The following is an 18,863-nucleotide window of genomic DNA, read 5'->3' on the forward strand; positions in this document are numbered from 1 at the left end:
TAACGTCCCTCCTCCTTTAGGAGAAGGGACGTCTGATGCTTACCGTTACTTGCTGGCTGCGCGCGTTATTGCTGATTGTCGGTTTATGTCTGTCGTCCCTGTCCTGGGCCGACACGTTATTGGAAAACTCGTTGTGGCGCGTGCAACTCGATCCGGCAACGCTGGCTGTCCGTATCACCCCTGCGGGCCGCGAGACGGTGCAGGCGTCGACGGGGATTGCCCCGCACAAGGTCAGTCAATTGATCAGGCGCGACAACCGCATCGACTGGCAATGGGATGACGGAGCCTGGACCCTCAGCGCCACGCTCGATCAACGTGATTTGTCCTTCTCGATCACGGCGCGTGAGCCCGCAGAACTGGAGTTTCTCCGTCAGCCCGCCAGCGCGATGGGCAAGGGGCTGATCTGGCCTCTGGCCGAGGGGCACTACGTGCCGCGCGGCGATCCGGTGTGGCATTCGTTTCTTTTGAATCAGGGCGAATTCAATACCACTCAGGATCTGAGTTTGCCGCTTTGGGGTGTTGAACATGATGGATTCAGCCTGCATTGGCTGATGTCCAATCCCTATAACAATCGACTGCTGTTCAGCGCCGAAGGCAAGACTCTGGCGCTGTCCGCCCGGCATCGCTTCACCTCACTCGAACCGTCGACGCCGTTGACGTTCACGCTGTTTCTCGGGGCAACCGACCCGTTGGCCGGCGCCAGGCGCTACCGGCAATGGCTGATCGATAACGGTCGTTATGAAACCTTGAGCAGCAAATTCACGAAAACACCTGACGCGAGGCGACTGCCGGGCGCCAGTCATCTGTACCTGTGGGGCAACGACTTGCTGGGGGGCAAAGATGTGCGCAGTTGGTCCGTGCTGCTCGACACCTTGCGCGGTGGGGGCTCACTGGCCAGTGGGCTGAAAGCAGGAATGGATCGTGAGGCGTTGCAGATCCTTGCCACTGGCGGGGAGTTGAACGGCTATCAGAAAAAAATGCTTTTGCGCGGTCTCAACCACGCCCTGAATACCCTGGCACGCAAGACCTGGCAGGCCCGGGGCGTGCCGGACATGCAGGCTCTGGTCAACGGTTACGCTGATGTGCGCGCACAAGTGGCAGCCCACCTCGGTGAGGCGCTGACGCCCGAACCCGAGCGCTGGGGCAGCACCTTGTCGCTGGATACGATCAAGCAATTACAGAGCGCCGGGCTGTCCCGTTTGTGGTTGGGACTCGGTGAAGGCTGGGAGGGTGGCCTCTGGCACCCCGAGACGATCAAGGCCGGCGTGGCAGCGGGTTATCTGATCGCGCCGTACGATTCTTATGAAACGGCGCTGAGCCGTAGCGAGAACCCTGATTGGACCACCGCACACCTGGGGGACAGGGCAAATCTTGAGTGCGCAATCGTGAAGGGCGACGGAACGCTGAAAAGCGGCTTCCAGCAATCGGGGCATTACACCGACCCCCGTTGCGTGCGACCGCTGCTTGAGCAGCGGGTCGCGGCCATTCGCGACGCCGCCGGTTTCAACAGCTGGTTTCTCGATGCCTATGCCACCGGCATGCTGTTCGACAGCTACCGTCCCGGGGCAACGATGACCCAGGCACAAAATGCCGAAGGCAACATCGGGGCATCACGCTGGATCAATGAAGTCCTGAAACTGCCCGCAGGTTCCGAGGATGGCAACGCAACGACCGCGCAAGGCGTGTTGTTCGCCCATGGCATGCAGACGCCGGTGATCGGTTGGGGCGATGCCGAAATGAGCAAGAACCCCAAGTCCAGGTACTTTGCAGGCAAGTGGTATCCGCCGGAGCAGCCAGAGGTTTTCTTCAAACCTGTGCCGATCAAGGAGTCGTTGCGGCGTATTCACTTTGATCCGGCCAGCCGTTTGCCGATGTACCAAGCGGTGTTCCATGGCTCGGTGATCACGTCCCACCACTGGCTGTTCGATAGCCTGAAGCTGACCAATGTACGGGCGGACAACGAACTCGCGCAGTTGCTCTACAACGTTGCGCCGCTGTATCACCTCAGTGTCGACACGCTTGCGCAGCGATTGCCGCAGATTGCCCGTCAGGATGCATTCTTCCGGCCTTTGCATGAACGTCTGGCAACCCAGGCGCTCACCGGTTTCGAATGGTTGAGCGCGGACCGGCTGGTTCAGCAGACATCCTTTGAAGACGGCACGCGCTTATTGGCCAATTTTGATGTGCAGACGCATGAGGTGCAGGGGCAGACTGTGCCCGGGCGAAGCATCATGGTGCGCTCGCCGGGGAGTGCGCCAACCTGGTTTCAGGTTGAAGCGAGGCCCTGAGTTTCAGGCCTTGCGCCAGACACTGGCCAACCAAGGCTGCTGCTCACGCGGCAGCCCCGCCGGTCGGTAGTAATGCTCAAGTTCCACGAACCCGGCAGCGGTCAGCAATCCGCGCCAGGCTTCAAGATCGTGGTACGAGCCATAACGCGGCCCGTTCCAGCCTTCACGGTTATCCCCACGCGGGTTGGAACTGAACAACACCCCACCCGGCTTCAATGTCCCGTGTAACTGCTGCAGAACCCGTGGCAATTCCTGCAACGGCACATGAAACAGCACCGCGTTGGCGAAGATGCCGTCGAAGCGTTCTGCCGGCAGATCCAGCTTCAGAAAATCCTGGCACCACACCTCGCAGCCGCTGTCTTCCCGGGCCATCTGCGCGAATTTTTCCGCGCCGTCGAGGCCGACGGCGACGTGACCCATGCGCGTGAAGGTCTGCAAATCCCGCCCCGGTCCACAGCCGAAATCGAGGATGGAAAACGGCGCCTCAGCGTGAATGTGCCGCAGCAGTGCATCGATGTTCTGGCTGACATCGTGGTCGCGGGTGCCTTCACGAAAATCCTCGGCCACCGCGTTGTAGTGGCCGAGGGTAGTGGAGGTGATCTGTTCCAGATCGGTGGGGGTCTGCTTCATGGTCGGACTGCGCTGGCAATGGATGTTGCCGACTATACGCCATGCAGTTCAGCGCTTGTTCAACCCTCGTGCCAGACGATCGCCACCCAGCTGAATCACCGCCACCAGCGCCACCAGCAGCACGATTACGGTCAGCATGATCTGGCTGTCAAAGCGTTGATAGCCGTAGCGATAAGCGATGTCGCCCAGACCGCCAGCGCCAATCGCCCCGGCCATGGCCGATGAGTTGATCATCGTCACCAGGGTGATGGTGAAACCGCCAACGATCCCCGGTAGCGCTTCAGGCAACAACACGTGCCAGATGATGTGCCAGCGTCGGCAACCCATGGCTTGCGCGGCTTCGATCAAACCGTGGTCGACTTCGCGCAGGCTCACTTCGGCGATTCGCGCAAAAAACGGCGTGGCCGCAATGGTCAGCGGCACAACGGCCGCCCACACACCGTACGTGGTGCCGACGATCAGCCGGGTGAACGGAATCAGTGCCACCATCAGGATCAGGAACGGAATCGAGCGAAACAGATTCACGAACGCGCCCAGCGCGCGATTCAGCACCGGCGCTTCGTAGATCCCGCCCTTGTCGCTGGTGACCAGAATCACTGCCATCGGAATACCCGCCAGCAGCGCGATCAGCGACGAAACGCCGACCATCAGAAACGTATCGATGAAACCCTGCAACAAGCGATCAAACCACATAGCCCAGCACCTCCGTGCGTTGTGCCCATTGGCTGGCACGCTGACGCAATTCCTCGGCGTTCAGCTTCGAGCCTGCCACCGCCAGCAACAGTTGCCCGAGCGCGTGCCCCTGAATCCGTTCCACGCCGCCCTGCAGCAATTTCACCCGACCGCCGAGCGCGGCGAACAGCGCGGCCAGATCCGGTTCGTCCTGCTGGCTGCCGGTGAACTGCAAGCGCAACACCACAGAGGCATAGGACGACGATGGTTGCGCCTGCAAACGGCTTTGCAATTCTTCGGGCAAGGCGTGTTGCAGCGGTGCGAGCAAGGTCTGGCTGACTTCGTGCTGCGGGTTGCCGAACACTTCCCAGACGGGGCCTTGCTCGACAATGCGGCCATGTTCCAGCACGACGACGCGGTCGCAGATTTCGCGGATCACGGCCATCTCGTGAGTGATCAGTACGATGGTCAGGCCCAGGCGTTTGTTGATCTCGCGCAGCAGGCCGAGGATCGACTGAGTGGTTTCCGGATCCAGCGCTGAAGTGGCTTCGTCACACAGCAGAATGTCCGGGTCGTGCACCAGTGCGCGGGCGATGCCGACGCGCTGTTTCTGCCCGCCGGACAGCTGCGCCGGATACGCCTTGTGCTTGGCTTGCAGGCCCACCAGCTCCAGCAGTTCGCGAACCTTTTTCTCCCGTTGCTCCTTCGGGACACCGGCGACTTTCAGTGGCAGTTCGACGTTCTGCCACACTGTTTTTGCCGACATCAGATTGAAGTGCTGGAAGATCATGCCGATCCGCCGACGCAGGGCGACGAGGCGATCCTCGTCGTACTCGCCGATGTCCACCTGATCGATCAGCACCCGGCCCGAGGTCGGTTGTTCGAGGCGGTTGATGGTGCGGATCAGCGACGACTTGCCGGCGCCGCTGCGACCGATGATGCCGAACACTTCACCGCGCTGGATCGCCAGGTCGATGCCTTGCAGGGCTGCGACCGGGCCTTGCTTGCCTTCGTAGGTTTTGCCGAGCCCGACGAAACGGACATGGGCGCGGTTCAGCTCGGGATGCAGCTCGGTGCGCTGTGCCAGCGCGGGTGGCTCTGGAAGATCCAGTCGCCGTTGAATGGCTGCGGTCATCCTCAGCTTTCCCAACCGGCCTGGTACAGCTTGCCGTGGGCCTTATCCAGCGCGGCGCGTACGGCCGGCGAATGCTGGTAGATGTCGACGAACTTGATCAGACGCGGGTCGGTCTTGCTCTTCGGCTGGATCACGAACTGGATCACGTATTCCTTGTGGTCGAGGCCGTCGAACAGCAGCGCAGAGCCGGCATCGAAGGTCTTCGCCAGACGGATGTAGGCCGGGTAGCCCTGGACCAGATCGGCGTCATCGTAGGCGCGTACCAGTTGCACGGCTTCGACTTGCAGGATCTTGATCTTCTTCGGGTTGGCGACGATGTCGTCTTCGGTGGCCTTGTAGCCGACACCCGGTTTCAACGTGATCAGACCGGCCTTGGCCAGCAGTTGCAGGCCGCGACCGCTGTTGATCGGGTCGTTGGCGATGGCGACGCTGGCGCCCTCCGGCAGCTCATCGAAGCTTTTGTATTTCTTCGAGTACAGGCCTACGTTGTTGATGATCCCCGGGGCGAACGGCACCAGGTCGAAACCGGAGGCCGCCTTGGCGTTTTCCAGGAACGGGATGTGCTGGAAGTAGTTCACGTCGATGTCGCCGGCGGCGAGGCTGACGTTCGGAGCGATCCAGTCGGTGAACTCCACGAGCTCGACTTTCAGGCCTTGTTTGGAGGCTTCTTCGACAGCGGCTTCCAGCGGAATCGCGAACGCGGCGGTGGTGCCGATTTTCAATGGGGCATCGGCGGCGAAAACCGCCGAGCTGAACAGGCCGAAGGCCAGGGCCAGTGCTTTGACTGGGTGGGACAGGATCTTCTTGGTCATGATGTTTTTCCAGTCAGTGCGAGGAGGTGTGTCGGTAGTGGGCGCCGGTGTGTTGCTCCGGTAGGTGCGCTTCGCCGTGAAACAGTTTTTCCCGAAGGCTGCCGTTGTCGTAGGCGGTTTTGTACGAGCCGCGCCGTTGCAGTTCCGGAATCACCAGATCGATGAAATCCACATAGCTTTCCGGGGTGACGATGCGGGTCAGGTTGAAGCCGTCGAGGCCGGTTTCGGCGATCCACGATTCCAGTTCATCCGCCACTTGCTGCGGCGAACCGACCACGGTGATGTAGCGGCCGCCGAGGGCGTGCTGGTCGAGCAACTTGCGGCGGGTCCAGTCGTTGTTCTGCAGGTTTTTGGTGGCGGACTGGATCGCGTTGCTCTTCACGTACTGGATCGGCTCGTCGATTTCGTACTGGGAAAAATCGATCCCGGTGGACGCCGAGAAATGCGCCACGCCCGCTTCGGCGCTGGCGTAGCTCAGGTATTCGGCATGCTTGGCCCAGGCCGCTTCTTCGGTCTCGCCGACGATCACGTTCAGGCCCATGAACACCTTGATGTCCTCGGGATTGCGACCCGCTTCGACGGCACTGGCGCGGACCTTGTCCACCTGCACTTTGGTCGACGGTTTGTTCTGACCGCTGATGAACACGCACTCGGCATGACGCCCGGCGAACAGCAGACCGCGATCCGAACTGCCGGCCTGGAACAGCACCGGCGTACGCTGCGGTGACGGCTCGCAGAGGTGATAACCCTCGACCTGATAGAACTCGCCCTTGTGCTCGACCTTGTGCACCTTGTCTGGCTGCGCGTAGATCCGCTGCTGCGGATCGTTGAGCACCGCATCGTTTTCCCAGCTGCCTTCCCAGAGTTTGTAGAGGACTTCGAGGTACTCGTCGGCCTGGTCGTAACGCCGGTCATGCTCGACCTGTTCACTGAGGCCCATGGCCTTGGCGGCGCTGTCCAGATAACCGGTGACGATGTTCCAGCCCACCCGTCCACGGCTCAGGTGATCGAGGGTCGACATGCGCCGGGCGAACAGATACGGCGGCTCGTAGGTGAGGTTGGCGGTCAGGCCGAAACCCAGATTTTTGGTCACCGCGGACATCGCCGACACCAGCAGCAGCGGATCGTTGACCGGCAGCTGGATTGACTCTTTCAGGGTGACGTCCACCGAGTTCTGGTAGACGTCGTACACGCCGACGATGTCGGCGATGAACAACCCGTCGAACAGCCCACGCTCCAGCAATTGCGCAAGTTCGGTCCAGTATTCAATGGTCTTGTATTGGGTCGAGGTGTCCCGTGGATGGGTCCACAACCCGTGGTTGATGTGGCCGATGCAGTTCATGTTGAACGCATTGAGCAGGATCTTTTTCTTGCTCATCAGATGGTCCCTCGCAGCGGAGGGTTTTCATCGTTGAGGTAGTAATTGCCCACCGCGTGATACTTCCAGCGCACCGGGTCGTGCAGGGTGTGCACCCGGGCGTTGCGCCAGTGACGATCAAGGCCGTGCTCGATCAGGGTGGCCTGGCTGCCGGCCAGTTCGAACAGAGTGCTGCCGGCTGCCAGAGAGATTTCGGTGCTGATCGCCCGTGCTTCGGCAACGGCAATCGAGGCTGCTGCAACCGTCTCGGCGTTGGTATCGGCCTGGGCCGCATCGAGGAATTCGCCGGCGCGTTCGAGCAGGGCTTCGGTGGCGTGCAGGCGGATGCTCAAGTGGCCAAAGCTCTTGAGGGTCAGTGGGTCTTCGGTGGCCTTGTCATTGCCCGAGTCGATCCATGGCCGGGTCTTGCTGCGCACGAAGTGCAGCGCATCTTCGTAGGCGGCGCGGGCGATGCCGGTGTCGATGGCGGCGTGAAGAATCTGCGCCAGCGGGCCGACGGTGGTCGGGCGTTCGAAAGCGCTCTGGAACGGGATGACGTCTTCGGCTGCGACAAATACGTCTTCGAACACCACCGAACCACTGCCGGTGGTGCGCTGGCCGAAGCCGCTCCAGTCGTCGATCACGGTCAGGCCTTTGCTGTCACGCGGGACAAACGCCAGTTGCTGCACTCCGTCTTCATCGACCACTGAGGTCGGGATGCGCTGGGCGTAAATCGCACCGGTCGCATAGAACTTGCGACCGTTGATGCGATAACCGCTGCCATCGCGTTTCAGGCTGGTGACACGGTCGTGGGCAGTCTTGGTGCCCAGTTCTGCCAGGGCATTGCCGAAGCGCTGGCCGGCGAGGACTTCGGCGTACAGACGTTGTTTCTGCTCGTGGCTGCCATTCACCCGGAGTACTTCGAGGGCATAGAAATGGTTCTGCGGAATCTGCCCGAGCGAGCCATCGGCCCGGGCGATCAGGGCGATGACGTTGGCCAGGGTCACGTTGGATACGCCGGCGCCGCCGTATTCCTTGGGCACGCTGATGCCCCACAGGCCGGAGCGGGAAAACACGTCGAGTTCCGGCAGCGGCAGGCGGCGTTCGCGGTCGCGCAGGTTGCTGTCGCGCTGGAAGTCTTCGGCCAGGTCGCTGGCGACGATCAGGGCTTGCTCGTCGCTGGTGATGACCGCGACGGGATGGGAAAGAGTCATGTGTTTCTCCAGAGATCTGGTCAAAAGTGTTCTGGTCGTCAGATCCAGGAATGGCGTGCAGGCAACTTGCCGTTGAGGCGATAGGCGCCGACCGCGTGGTACTTCCAGCGCACCGGGTCGTGCAGGGTGTGCACCCGGGCGTTGCGCCAGTGACGGTCGAGGTTGAATTCGGCGAGGGTGGCGCGGCTGCCGGCCAGCTCGAAGAGCTTTTCGCTGGCCAGCAGCGAGATCTCGGTGGTCAGCACCTTGGCTTCGGCCACGGCAATCGAGGCGCGGGCGGCGGACTCGGCGGTGAGCGGCGCGGCGTGAACCTGATCCAGCACCTGACCGGCCTTGCGCAGCAGCGCTTCGGCGGCGTGCAGTTCGATTTTCAGTTTGCCGATGTCGGCGATCACGTAGAGGTCATCGCTGGCGCGTTCGACCTTGGCATCGATCCACGGCCGGGCGCGGGTCTTGACGAATTCGATGGCGTCATCGATGGCGCCACGGGCGATGCCGGCGTCGATGGCTGCCTGAATCAGTTGCGACACGGCGCCCTGGGTGTTGGGCTTTTCGTTGATCTTCCAGTTGTCCACCACAAGACCCGCGTCGACCCGCACGTTGTTCAGCAGGATCGTGCCGCTGGCGGTGGTGCGCTGACCGAAACCCGACCAGTCATCGACGATGCGCAATCCCGGCGTGCCACGACGGACGAAGGCCAGCACTTGCCTGCCTTCATCATTGAGTGCCTTGACCGCGACCCAGTGGGCGAAGAGGGCGCCAGTGGAATAGAACTTCTGGCCGTTGATCACGTAGTCATCGCCGTCGGCGGTGATGCGCGCTTTCAGCTCCAGGGTGTCTTTGGTGCCGCGTTCTGGCCCGGCGTTACCGATGCGCCAGCCTTCGAGCACGCTCTGTAACAACTGTTTTTTCTGCTCTTCGGTGGCGCTGCCGAGGATCAAGTTGATGATGCCGAACTGGTTCTGCGGGATCTGTCCCAGTGCCGGGTCGGCCGCGGAAATGATCGCGAACACCTCGGCCAGGGTGACGAAGGAAACCTGCGGGCCGCCGTACTCGCGCGGAATGGCGATGCTGCCCAGGCCGCTGCGGGTGAACTGTTCGACTTCCGACCACGGCAGCTTGCGCTGGCGGTCGCGTTTGGCGGCCTGCACGCGGGCGACTTGCGCCAGCTCATGGGCGGCCTTGATGGCTTGTGCGTCGTTGCGCAGCACTTGCGCGGGCAACAACAACGGGGCGATGTCCAGGTCACTCTGGACGTTTGCGTCTGCCAGACTGGACATCAGTGCCGCTCCTTGGCTGCACGCAATGCCCTGGCGATCTGCACTGGGGTGATTGTGTTCCGGACCATGTTACCTACCTCACATCTCATGAAAAACGCCGCAAAAGTGCGGCGAACGGAAGAATGTCCGGTGGTCCGGTTTATATACCCTAAGCGCGTATAAATATTAAATAAACTAACTTTTAGGAATATGCATAGAAGATCAAAAGCTCACTCGGCTTTGCGCTCCGCGGCCATGGGAATCTGCCTCAAGGGCACTTTCAGACAAGGATTCACGCAACCGATTTTCAGCGTCTGTGATGGTGCCCAGCGCGAGTTGTTGCCGACCCGGTCGATGATGCAATAGGTCACATCCAGCCGCAGGTCTTCGCCGGCTTCGACGATGATTGCCGGGGGCACCCAGACCTGAATGCCGTGACCGATATCGGATTGGGTAATAGGCGGCAGATCCATGCGTACATCGCCCCAGCGCAGGGTGATTTCGTCACCCTCGGCCATGTTCAGGTAAGGCTCGATAGTCAGGGGAACGCCGCGCTTGATCTGGTTCGGGTTGATCCCGCGTCGGCGAATGACCTCGGGAAGACTGACCGGCAGCAGGTACTGGTTTTCCTCCGCGCAGCCTGCCGCGAATTGCCCGCCCGGGCAGTCGAGCTTGACCTGGAACTGCGCGCTGGCCGACAGCGCCGGGTTTCTTCCGACCTGCATGACCCGGTAATGCACGCGCGGCGAACCGCTGATGATGAAGCTTTCCGGCACCCGCAGGCTGACCGTGTTTCCGACATCCCCGGCATTCAGCACGCGGGAAGCGACGTAGCAGCCATCCCAGAACAGCTCGATCAGGTCGCCACTGTCCATGTCGTGCCAGGGCCTGATGTCGACCGTCAGGTTGGCGGCTGCCATGAGGTTGATACCGGCCCCGTGGGATTTTTCCAGGGTCGGTGGTGCCAGCAGCGGGGTGTTTGAAATGCAGGTCATCGGTTTCTCTCCTTGAAGCCTTGCAGCGAAGTCCGTTTTCGAAAGAACGAATGGCGTGAATTACCCGGCAATAAAACTTCGGAGTTCCGTACAAGTTTGAAAGTGTCTTGTTGAACTAGCGTGTGCCGGTTGGAGACTAGATAAGAGTTCACCGGAAGAGGTGTCAAGCGAGTGGATTAGTTAATCCGTGAATTACGGATTAATCAGAAGGTTCCTACATTGTCGCGGCTGTCAGCCTAGGCTCTGTAAGGAAGAGAGCTACAGATTGCTGCGGTTTTCAGCCTGTTTTGCTGTGAGTTCTACCGAAGCGGAAAGTCAAGACGCGGCGAATTTTACGCACAGGGAGCGTGTTGCAGGAGATATATATGTACTGCGCTTTGAAGGGTTTTATTGTTTATTTTTGGAGGGGGATTGTATTGCGGGGAAAACACTACTTCCATCCGTGGAAGTGAGTGATAGCACTTGCGAAGTTATCAGCCGTTGTTGCGGAACTTGCTGAGAAACTGTCGTGTGCGTTCTTCTTTCGGATTGGCAAACAGCGCCTTGGCTTCGCCTTGCTCGACGATCACACCCTTGTCGAAAAACACCACGCGGTTGGCCACGTCACGGGCGAACGCCATTTCGTGAGTCACGATAACCATGGTGCGTTTTTCTTCGGCCAGGCCGCGAATGGTCGCCAGCACTTCGCCGACCAGTTCCGGGTCGAGGGCCGATGTAGGCTCGTCGAACAGGATCACTTCCGGTTCCATCGCCAGCGCCCGGGCAATCGCCACGCGCTGTTGCTGGCCACCGGACAGGCGCCGTGGATAAGCGTCTTCCTTGCCCGCCAGGCCGACCTTGGCCAGCAGCTTCTTGCCCAGGGCAATGGCTGTATCACGGGGCATCTTCTTGACCACGATCGGGCCTTCGATGACGTTTTCCAGGGCGGTGCGGTGGGGGAACAGGTTGAAGTTCTGGAACACGAAGCCCACATGCTGGCGCAGGTTGCGCACCAGGCTTTGCTGCTGGTTCAGCGGACGGCTGGTATCGATCTCGATATCGCCGACCTTGATCCGGCCGCTGGTGGGTTGTTCGAGGAAGTTCAGGCAGCGCAGGAACGTGGTCTTGCCCGAACCGCTGGGGCCGATGATTGCCACGACCTCGCCTTCCTTCACTTCAAGATCGATGCCGTTGAGCACGACTTGACCCTTGAACTGCTTTGTCAGTTTTTCCACGACAATCATGGGGTCAGGACTCCTGGTCGTGCCGATTGACCCGCTCTTCCAACTTGTTCTGGAAGTGCGACAGCACTGTGGCCAGAATCCAGTAGATCAGCGCGGCGGCAAGATACATGGTGAAGACTTCGAAAGTCCGGGCGGTAATCAGTTGTGCCTGACGGAACAGCTCCGGCACCTGGATGGTGGCAGCCAGCGCGGTGTCCTTGACCAGTGAAATGAAGCTGTTGCCCAACGGCGGCAACGCCGTGCGCATCGCTTGCGGCAGGATGGCCCGGCGCAGGGTCTGCGCGCGGGTCATGCCGATGCTCGCAGCCGCTTCCCACTGGCCTCGTTCGATCGAACCGATCGCGGACCGCAGGATTTCACAGGCGTAAGCGGCCATGTTCAGCGAGAAGCCGATCAGGGCCGCCGGCAGCGGATCGAGTTCCAGACCCATTTGCGGCAAGCCGTAATAGATCACGAACAGTTGGACCAGCAATGGCGTGCCGCGAAAGAACGACACGTAGATGCGGGCCAGCCAGCTGACCGATTTGAAACGCGACAGGCGCATCAGCGCCAGGCCAAAGCCCAGCAGCAGGCCGAAGAACATGCCGCCGAGGCTGAGGACTACCGTGTAGTACGCGCCCTTGAGCAGAAAGGGCGCGGAGTCCAGTGCGAGTTGGAAAGCTGCTTCCATTATTTAGTGACGTCAGCTTGGAAGTACTTTTCCGAGATCTTGGCCAGGGTCCCGTCGGCACGCAGCTCGTCGAGGGCCTTGTTCACGGCCGCCAGCAGCTCAGGCTCGCCTTTGCGCAGGGCAATACCGGATTCCTGACGGGAGAACGCCTGACCGGCCGCTACGGTTTTCGGTGCTTTCTTGGCGTATTCGAGCGCGGCCAGACGGTCGATCAGAATCGCGTCGGTACGGCCGTTGTTCAGGTCGGCGAACTTGGTCGGATCATCGTCATAGGTGCGCACGTCGGCACCCGGCACGTTGGCGCGAACCCATTGCTCGTAGTTGGTGCCCAGGCCTACGCCGACTTTCTTGCCGGACAGGTCAGCGGCGGACTTGATGTTCAGCGCAGCTTCCTTGTCCTTCAGCACCAGCGCCTGAATCCCGGAGATGGTGTACGGCTCGGAGAAGTCATACTTCTTCTTGCGCTCGTCGGAGATGGTCACTTGGTTGACTACAACGTCCAGACGCTTGGATTCCAGCGCGGCGAGGATGCCGTCCCACTTGGTTGGCTGAATCTTGGCCTTGACGCCCAGCTTCTTGGCCAGGGCTTCGGACAGTTCGACTTCGAAGCCCGACAGCTTGCCGTCGGCATCAACGAAGCTGAACGGTGGATAAGTGCCTTCCAGGCCGACGTTGATAACGCCTTTGTCCTTGATCTGTTGCAGTTGCTCACCGGCAACGGCGCTGCTGATCAGACCGGCGCTCAGTGCCAGGCCCAGCGAACCTACCAGCAGATTTCGACGTAGTGCGGAAAGAATCATGACAAGCCCCTGTGTTTTCTTATGGAAGACGCTTAAGGAAAGTTGGCGAATCCGGGAGTTGAACGACAGCGCTATCCTGCCTTAAAGCAGCTTATGCGTCTCTCGCGAAATTCGCCTGCGGCGAGACTATAAGATGGTTCTTTTAGAATGGAAAATAATGAATTTTCTATTTGTTATGCATTTAATGAATATGCATTCGAGCTGATACTGAGCGTTCCCGCGCAGGGCGCGGGAACGCGCTCAGGCCTACAGAAAATCCTTGTAGGCAAACAGCGCCGGGGCTCCGCCGGTGTGCAGGAAAATGATCGGGCCGTCGTCGAAGCGCCCGCGACCGATACCGTCGAGCAACCCGGCCATCGCCTTGCCGGTGTAGACCGGATCCAGCAACACGGCGTCCTGACTCGCCAGCAGTTTCACGGCCGCCAGTGTCCCGGCGTTTGGCTCGCCATAGCGCGGGCCGAAGTATTCGTCCCACAACTCGACCTTGAAACTCTCCGGCAGCGCCACGCCCAGCAGGTCGGCGGTGCGTTCGGCCAGGCCCTGCACTTTCGGGCGCTGATCTTCTTCGCTGCGCGAGACGGTCACGCCGATCACCGGCAGTTGCGGCAGCGCTTCGCTCAAGGCCAGTGCCAGGCCGCTGTGCGTGCCGGCGCTGCCCGAGGCGAGCACCACGGCGGAAAATTGCAGGCCGGTGTCCTTGATCTGTTCCGCCAGCTCCAGGCCGGCGCGTACGTAACCCAGTGCGCCGAGGGCGTTGGAACCACCGATCGGCACCAGATAAGGCTTCTTGCCGTTGCTGCGCAGACGCACGGCGAGGGCGGCCAGTTGTTCGTCGGCGTTGTCGAGGTTGTCGACCAGTTCGACCTTGGTGTCGAACAGATCCAGCAGCAGGCGGTTGCCGTTGCCGGTGTAGTTGCTGTCATCGGTGCCCAGCGGATTTTCCAGCAGCGCCACGCAGCCCAGGCCGAGTTTCGCGGCCAGCGCGGCGGTCTGGCGAACGTGGTTCGATTGCAGTGCGCCGGCGGTGATCAGCGTGTCCGCGCCTTGGGCGAGGGCATCGGCGGCGAGGTATTCGAGCTTGCGCAGCTTGTTGCCGCCCATGGCCAGCGGCGTCAGGTCATCGCGCTTGATGTAGACATCGCGGCCGAGCCAGGTGGACAGGCGCTCGAGCTTTTCCAGTGGGGTCGGTTGGCCGAGCAGGTCGAGGCGGTTAAAGCGGTCCAGCTGTTGTTTGATCATGAGTCCGTACTGATGCAAGGAGATGTCAGGACTATAGGCACGCCGATTTACCGGGGCAACCGCCAATCGCTTATAGCCAAATGTGCTTAGGCCAGCACTATCGGTTCTTAATTCGCCTCCTAGGCGTTGCCGTAAAGTAGTGGCCGTTGACGCGGCCAGACAGTCCGGCCGCCCGTGAGGAGTCTTTACCGTGAGCGAGCGTTCCAGCCATTGGCAATTGCAGACCATCGTCAGCCAACTGCGTACCGCCCGGGATCAGTGGCGCACACAAAATGGCCGCGCCAGCGGCGAACAGGGCGGGCGCGAATTGCCGTCCCGTGATGCGATGGCGCAGATTCTCGAAGCCTTGTGCGGCGCGTTGTTCCCGATGCGTCTGGGGCCGGTTGATCTACGAGAAGAAAGTGAAGATTTTTACGTCGGTCACACCCTCGACGTTGCGTTGAATGCATTGCTGGCGCAGGCGCGACTCGAACTGCGTTACGTCGCCCGTCACAGTGCCCGGGCCGACACCGAAGTCGAGGCGCAGGCGATCAGGATCATCCAGGACTTCGCCCTCGCATTGCCGGGCCTGCGCAGCCTGCTCGACACCGACGTGCTGGCCGCCTATCACGGTGATCCGGCGGCGCGCAGCGTCGATGAAGTGCTGCTGTGCTATCCGGGGATTCTGGCGGTGATCCACCATCGTCTGGCGCACCATTTGTATCGTGCGGGTCTGCCGTTGCTGGCGCGGATCAGTTCGGAAATCGCCCACTCGGCGACCGGTATCGATATCCATCCGGGCGCGCAGATCGGCCGCAGTTTCTTCATCGACCACGGGACCGGCGTGGTGATCGGCGAGACCGCGATCATCGGCGAGCGCGTCAGGATCTATCAGGCAGTGACCCTCGGCGCCAAACGCTTCCCGGCGGACGAGGACGGCCAGTTGCAGAAGGGCCATCCTAGGCATCCGATTGTCGAGGACGACGTGGTGATTTACGCCGGCGCGACGATTCTCGGGCGCATCACCATCGGCCAGGGTTCGACCATCGGCGGCAACGTATGGCTGACCCGCAGCGTGCCGGCCGGGTGCAACCTGACCCAGGCCAACCTGCAGCATGATGACGGGACGCAGAAGTAATTTTCCTGTCCGTTCGTTCCCACGCGAGGTGGGAACGAACGCCCTCGCCACAGCGTCATACCCCTCCTTGAGCTAGCGTACGAAAGCGACCGCTGAGCCCTGCGATTAGTCCTTAGCGTGCTATCCATGTTTAACTTGAACGTTCATTCAAGTTAAACCGGTAGCTCGCTGCCCGCTCACAACAGGAGGCTTGCCTTTGCTGAGTCCGATCATTTCAGCCATTTTCCAACCCCTTGAGGTGCACCGTTCATGAGTGCATCGTCCACCCCCGCCAGCGGCCTGGTACGCATGAATCCGCCGGTGTTCTGGTTCGCCGCGACAGTGATTCTGCTGTTTGGCCTGGTTGTCATCGCCATGCCGGAACAGGCCGGTGCCTGGCTCCTTGAAGCGCAAAACTGGGCGGCCAATACGGTCGGCTGGTACTACATGCTCGCGATGACCCTGTATCTGGTCTTCGTGGTGGTCACCGCGTTATCGGGCTACGGCAAGATCAAACTCGGTGCCGACCACGACGAACCCGAATTCAGTTACCTGTCCTGGGCCGGCATGCTGTTCGCCGCCGGGATCAGCATCACGCTGTTTTTCTTCTGTGTGTCCGAGCCGCTGACGCACATGCTCCAGCCGCCCCAAGGCGAGGCCGGCACGGCGGATGCGGCGCGTCAGGCGATGCAGATTCTGTTTCTGCACTGGGGCCTGCACGGATGGGGCGTGTTCGCTTTCGTCGGCATGGCGCTGGCGTATTTCGCCTATCGGCACAACCTGCCGCTGGCCCTGCGCTCGGCGCTGTATCCGCTGATCGGCAAACGCATCAACGGGCCCATCGGCTATGCGGTCGATGGCTTCGGCATCATCGCCACGGTGTTCGGCCTCGGTGCGGACATGGGCTTCGGCGTGCTCCATCTCAATTCGGGTCTGGACTACCTGTTCGGCATCGCCCACACCCAGTGGATTCAGGTCGGCCTGATCACGCTGATGATGGGCGCGGCGATCATCGTCGCCGTTTCCGGAGTGGATAAAGGCGTGCGGGTCATGTCCGACATCAACATGCTGCTGGCCTGTGCGCTGCTGCTGTTTGTGTTGTTCGCCGGTCCTACCCAGCATTTGCTCAACACCCTGATCCAGAACCTCGGCGACTACCTCGGCGCGTTGCCGATGAAGAGTTTCGACCTCTACGCCTACGACAAACCGAGCGACTGGCTCGGTGGCTGGACGGTGTTCTACTGGGCCTGGTGGATTGCGTGGTCACCATTCGTGGGCCTGTTCATCGCGCGGATTTCCCGTGGCCGGACCATCCGCGAATTCGTCTTCGGCGTGCTGTTGATTCCGCTCGGTTTCACCCTGGCGTGGATGTCGATCTTCGGCAACAGCGCCATCGATCAGGTGCTCAATCACGGCATGTCGGCACTGGGCATGTCGGCCCTCGACAACCCGTCGATGACCTTGTACCTGCTGCTGGAAACCTACCCGTGGAGCAAAACCGTTATTGCGGTGACGGTGTTCATCAGCTTCGTGTTCTTCGTCACCTCCGCCGACTCCGGCACGGTAGTGCTCTCGACCCTGTCGGCCAAGGGCGGCAACCCGGATGAAGACGGGCCGAAATGGCTGCGGGTGTTCTGGGGCGCGATGACCGCACTGATCACCAGTGCGCTGCTGTTTTCCGGCAGCATCGATGCGCTGAAGTCAGCGGTGGTGCTGACCTCGCTGCCGTTCTCGCTGATTCTGCTGCTGATGATGTGGGGGCTGCACAAGGCGTTCTATCTGGAATCGCAGAAGCAGATCGCGCAACTGCATTCGCTGGCGCCTGTGTCCGGTTCACGACGTGGCAAGGGTGGCTGGCGCCAGCGCCTGAGTCAGGCCGTGCACTTCCCGTCGCGGGACGAGGTGTACCGCTTCATGGACACCACGGTAAAACCGGCCATCGAAGAAGTGACGGCGGTGTTCGTCGAAAAAGGTCTGAACGTGGTCACCCAACCGGACCCGGCCCATGACAGCGTCAGCCTGGAAATCGGCCATGGTGAGTTGCACCCGTTCATCTACCAGGTGCAGATGCGTGGCTACTTCACGCCATCGTTCGCTCGTGGTGGCATGGGTTCCAAGCAGCTCAATAACCGCCGCTACTACCGCGCCGAAGTGCATCTGAGCGAGGGCAGTCAGGACTACGATCTGGTCGGTTACACGAAAGAACAGATCATCAACGACATCCTCGACCAGTACGAACGGCACATGCAGTTCCTGCATCTGGTGCGTTGATCGGGGCAGGGCGCCGGGACGGTTTCAGGTCTCGGCGCTCAGCACCATGAACAAAACCATCGCGGCAATCGGCACGCCGAACACGGCGCTGCCAATCGCGATCTCCGACCCCAGCGGCTGCCCGGCGTGCACCACGCCGACCGCGCCATTGATCACCGTCAACGCCAGCCACAACGCCGCGAAGCCGTAGGCCAGCGTCTGCCGGCTGAAGCCGATGCGCTCGCCGATATAGAACATCAGCGCCAGCAGGATCAGGCCGAAGAAGATGATGATTGCGGTGTGCATGGTCGGGATCTGCCTGTGAAAGGGAGTCGTCCTGTCTTTGCTGAGCATAGGTCAGCTGTCAGCCTCATGTCGTTCGACACATTTCGGCACGTATCCATCTGTTTATGCGGGCCGATTGTTAGGCGCGCTCACCGCCGATCTGGCTATTAAACACGTGTCTGCCTGGTAGGCTAATATTTGTCCAAGTGTGTATGGTGTGTATTGGGTGAGGCGTCCAGCTCCTAAAGTACGCAGCTCTTGCTGTCGAACAGGGCGAAGGAAATGCGTAGTCGGGAAATGATCAGGATGATCGAGGAGGATGGCTGGTATCTGGTCGCCGTCAAAGGTAGTCACCACCAATACAAACATCCGGGCAAGCCAGGGAGGGTGACGATCAAGCATCCGGATTCGGATCTTCCCAAGGGTACGATCAACAGCATCTTGAAACAGGCGGGTTTGAAATGAAGCCCTTGATTGGAAACGAAAGTCCCTTTATGGACATGTCAGAGGAAGGATTCACTTACATGAAATTCCCGGTCGTTCTGCACAAGGATGCCGACTCAGACTACGGAGTGATTATCCCGGATGTACCGGGCTGTTTCTCCGCAGGCACAACGGTAGCCGAAGCTTTTGACAACACTCAGGAGGCACTGGCCTTGCACTATGAGGGATTGGTCGCTGATGGCGCGCCGTTGCCTCGGGTTCAGGACATTGATGCCCATCTAGAGAATCCGGATTACGCCGGCGGTATCTGGGGTGTAGTCGAGTTTGATATCACTCCCTACTTCGGCAAGTCGGTGCGCTTCAACGCTACGCTGCCGGAGCAGTTGCTGGAGCGTATTGACCAAACTGTACGACGGGATCAGCGTTACAGCTCTCGCTCCGGATTTCTGGCTGCTGCTGCCTTGCGTGAATTGTCGGCTTAAGGCCGGTTTACA

Annotated in this window: 18 protein-coding genes; 5 read left to right on the forward strand and 13 right to left on the reverse strand. The window is 60.6% G+C overall.

Annotated elements, in window-relative coordinates; translation table 11 throughout:
- Positions 1-35 precede the first annotated feature (35 nt).
- Entirely contained in the window at positions 36-2,288 is a 2,253-nt protein-coding gene (locus tag IF199_RS01135; protein WP_192559480.1) for a glycoside hydrolase, read from the forward strand.
- 3 nt (positions 2,289-2,291) lie between these two features.
- On the opposite strand, the gene IF199_RS01140 is transcribed toward IF199_RS01135, so the two are convergent.
- The 12 genes from IF199_RS01140 to IF199_RS01195 form a co-directional block, all read right to left on the reverse strand.
- Positions 2,292-2,918 (reverse strand): class I SAM-dependent methyltransferase, encoded by a 627-nt coding sequence (locus IF199_RS01140; protein ID WP_192559481.1) that lies wholly within the window; start codon positions 2,916-2,918, stop codon positions 2,292-2,294.
- 48 nt (positions 2,919-2,966) lie between these two features.
- Positions 2,967-3,611: a methionine ABC transporter permease gene (locus tag IF199_RS01145; RefSeq protein ID WP_096821885.1), complete on the reverse strand. Its 645-nt coding sequence runs from the start codon at positions 3,609-3,611 to the stop codon at positions 2,967-2,969.
- Positions 3,601-4,725: a methionine ABC transporter ATP-binding protein gene (locus IF199_RS01150; protein WP_192559482.1), complete on the reverse strand. Its 1,125-nt coding sequence runs from the start codon at positions 4,723-4,725 to the stop codon at positions 3,601-3,603. The genes IF199_RS01145 and IF199_RS01150 overlap by 11 nt, the downstream gene beginning before the upstream one ends.
- A gap of 2 nt (positions 4,726-4,727) precedes the next feature.
- Positions 4,728-5,537, reverse strand: coding sequence for a MetQ/NlpA family ABC transporter substrate-binding protein (locus tag IF199_RS01155; RefSeq protein ID WP_102687484.1), 810 nt, complete (start codon positions 5,535-5,537; stop codon positions 4,728-4,730).
- Positions 5,538-5,550: 13 nt separating this feature from the next.
- Positions 5,551-6,915, reverse strand: a complete 1,365-nt coding sequence (locus tag IF199_RS01160) for an LLM class flavin-dependent oxidoreductase (protein ID WP_192559483.1) — start codon at positions 6,913-6,915, stop codon at positions 5,551-5,553.
- The gene (locus tag IF199_RS01165; RefSeq protein WP_192559484.1) at positions 6,915-8,108 is read right to left on the reverse strand and encodes an SfnB family sulfur acquisition oxidoreductase; all 1,194 of its coding nucleotides are present in this window, start codon (positions 8,106-8,108) and stop codon (positions 6,915-6,917) included. The genes IF199_RS01160 and IF199_RS01165 overlap by 1 nt, the downstream gene beginning before the upstream one ends.
- A 38-nt stretch (positions 8,109-8,146) precedes the next feature.
- Positions 8,147-9,388, reverse strand: a complete 1,242-nt coding sequence (locus tag IF199_RS01170; RefSeq protein ID WP_192559485.1) for an SfnB family sulfur acquisition oxidoreductase — start codon at positions 9,386-9,388, stop codon at positions 8,147-8,149.
- Between the two features lie 209 nt (positions 9,389-9,597).
- Complete coding sequence (locus IF199_RS01175) at positions 9,598-10,362, reverse strand: hypothetical protein (protein ID WP_192559486.1); 765 nt, start codon at positions 10,360-10,362, stop codon at positions 9,598-9,600.
- A gap of 473 nt (positions 10,363-10,835) precedes the next feature.
- Positions 10,836-11,585 carry an L-cystine ABC transporter ATP-binding protein TcyN gene (tcyN, locus tag IF199_RS01180; RefSeq protein WP_192559487.1) on the reverse strand — a complete coding sequence of 250 codons (750 nt, stop codon included), beginning with the start codon at positions 11,583-11,585 and terminating at the stop codon, positions 10,836-10,838.
- A gap of 4 nt (positions 11,586-11,589) precedes the next feature.
- The gene (gene tcyL / locus IF199_RS01185) at positions 11,590-12,255 is read right to left on the reverse strand and encodes a cystine ABC transporter permease (RefSeq protein WP_085733348.1); all 666 of its coding nucleotides are present in this window, start codon (positions 12,253-12,255) and stop codon (positions 11,590-11,592) included.
- The gene (gene tcyJ, locus IF199_RS01190) at positions 12,255-13,055 is read right to left on the reverse strand and encodes a cystine ABC transporter substrate-binding protein (RefSeq protein ID WP_096821892.1); all 801 of its coding nucleotides are present in this window, start codon (positions 13,053-13,055) and stop codon (positions 12,255-12,257) included. Before tcyJ ends, tcyL begins: the two co-directional genes overlap by 1 nt.
- A 246-nt stretch (positions 13,056-13,301) precedes the next feature.
- Positions 13,302-14,294 (reverse strand): D-cysteine desulfhydrase, encoded by a 993-nt coding sequence (locus tag IF199_RS01195; RefSeq protein WP_096821893.1) that lies wholly within the window; start codon positions 14,292-14,294, stop codon positions 13,302-13,304.
- A gap of 190 nt (positions 14,295-14,484) precedes the next feature.
- Between IF199_RS01195 and epsC the strand changes: the two genes are divergently transcribed.
- Together epsC and betT are read left to right on the forward strand one after the other, a co-directional pair.
- Positions 14,485-15,411: a serine O-acetyltransferase EpsC gene (gene epsC, locus IF199_RS01200; protein ID WP_096821894.1), complete on the forward strand. Its 927-nt coding sequence runs from the start codon at positions 14,485-14,487 to the stop codon at positions 15,409-15,411.
- A gap of 288 nt (positions 15,412-15,699) precedes the next feature.
- A complete protein-coding gene (gene betT / locus IF199_RS01205; protein ID WP_173861336.1) occupies positions 15,700-17,661 on the forward strand; it encodes a choline transporter BetT in 1,962 nt (653 codons plus the stop codon).
- A 24-nt stretch (positions 17,662-17,685) separates the two neighbouring features.
- On the opposite strand, the gene IF199_RS01210 is transcribed toward betT, so the two are convergent.
- Positions 17,686-17,946: a hypothetical protein gene (locus IF199_RS01210; RefSeq protein WP_096821896.1), complete on the reverse strand. Its 261-nt coding sequence runs from the start codon at positions 17,944-17,946 to the stop codon at positions 17,686-17,688.
- A 261-nt stretch (positions 17,947-18,207) separates the two neighbouring features.
- Here IF199_RS01210 and IF199_RS01215 point away from each other — a divergent pair, with 261 nt between their 5' ends.
- Together IF199_RS01215 and IF199_RS01220 are read left to right on the forward strand one after the other, a co-directional pair.
- Positions 18,208-18,390: a type II toxin-antitoxin system HicA family toxin gene (locus IF199_RS01215; protein WP_065261145.1), complete on the forward strand. Its 183-nt coding sequence runs from the start codon at positions 18,208-18,210 to the stop codon at positions 18,388-18,390.
- Positions 18,387-18,851: a type II toxin-antitoxin system HicB family antitoxin gene (locus IF199_RS01220; RefSeq protein WP_244142429.1), complete on the forward strand. Its 465-nt coding sequence runs from the start codon at positions 18,387-18,389 to the stop codon at positions 18,849-18,851. Before IF199_RS01215 ends, IF199_RS01220 begins: the two co-directional genes overlap by 4 nt.
- Positions 18,852-18,863: the final 12 nt, after the last annotated feature.

Source organism: Pseudomonas allokribbensis (assembly GCF_014863605.1).
In the GTDB taxonomy this organism is placed as follows: Bacteria; Pseudomonadota; Gammaproteobacteria; order Pseudomonadales; family Pseudomonadaceae; genus Aquipseudomonas; species Aquipseudomonas allokribbensis.

What these genes read in the sequence shown, in the direction of transcription:
- IF199_RS01175 (WP_192559486.1), bottom strand. Translation starts at nt 10,362, where the DNA reads ATGACCTGCATTTCAAACACCCCGCTGCTGGCACCACCGACCCTGGAA.
- IF199_RS01170 (WP_192559485.1), bottom strand. Translation starts at nt 9,388, where the DNA reads ATGTCCAGTCTGGCAGACGCAAACGTCCAGAGTGACCTGGACATCGCC.
- IF199_RS01215 (WP_065261145.1), top strand. Translation starts at nt 18,208, where the DNA reads ATGCGTAGTCGGGAAATGATCAGGATGATCGAGGAGGATGGCTGGTAT.
- IF199_RS01140 (WP_192559481.1), bottom strand. Translation starts at nt 2,918, where the DNA reads ATGAAGCAGACCCCCACCGATCTGGAACAGATCACCTCCACTACCCTC.
- IF199_RS01195 (WP_096821893.1), bottom strand. Translation starts at nt 14,294, where the DNA reads ATGATCAAACAACAGCTGGACCGCTTTAACCGCCTCGACCTGCTCGGC.
- IF199_RS01135 (WP_192559480.1), top strand. Translation starts at nt 36, where the DNA reads ATGCTTACCGTTACTTGCTGGCTGCGCGCGTTATTGCTGATTGTCGGT.
- betT (WP_173861336.1), top strand. Translation starts at nt 15,700, where the DNA reads ATGAATCCGCCGGTGTTCTGGTTCGCCGCGACAGTGATTCTGCTGTTT.
- IF199_RS01150 (WP_192559482.1), bottom strand. Translation starts at nt 4,725, where the DNA reads ATGACCGCAGCCATTCAACGGCGACTGGATCTTCCAGAGCCACCCGCG.
- IF199_RS01210 (WP_096821896.1), bottom strand. Translation starts at nt 17,946, where the DNA reads ATGCACACCGCAATCATCATCTTCTTCGGCCTGATCCTGCTGGCGCTG.
- IF199_RS01155 (WP_102687484.1), bottom strand. Translation starts at nt 5,537, where the DNA reads ATGACCAAGAAGATCCTGTCCCACCCAGTCAAAGCACTGGCCCTGGCC.
- IF199_RS01220 (WP_244142429.1), top strand. Translation starts at nt 18,387, where the DNA reads ATGAAGCCCTTGATTGGAAACGAAAGTCCCTTTATGGACATGTCAGAG.
- tcyL (WP_085733348.1), bottom strand. Translation starts at nt 12,255, where the DNA reads ATGGAAGCAGCTTTCCAACTCGCACTGGACTCCGCGCCCTTTCTGCTC.
- IF199_RS01145 (WP_096821885.1), bottom strand. Translation starts at nt 3,611, where the DNA reads ATGTGGTTTGATCGCTTGTTGCAGGGTTTCATCGATACGTTTCTGATG.
- tcyN (WP_192559487.1), bottom strand. Translation starts at nt 11,585, where the DNA reads ATGATTGTCGTGGAAAAACTGACAAAGCAGTTCAAGGGTCAAGTCGTG.
- IF199_RS01165 (WP_192559484.1), bottom strand. Translation starts at nt 8,108, where the DNA reads ATGACTCTTTCCCATCCCGTCGCGGTCATCACCAGCGACGAGCAAGCC.
- IF199_RS01160 (WP_192559483.1), bottom strand. Translation starts at nt 6,915, where the DNA reads ATGAGCAAGAAAAAGATCCTGCTCAATGCGTTCAACATGAACTGCATC.
- tcyJ (WP_096821892.1), bottom strand. Translation starts at nt 13,055, where the DNA reads ATGATTCTTTCCGCACTACGTCGAAATCTGCTGGTAGGTTCGCTGGGC.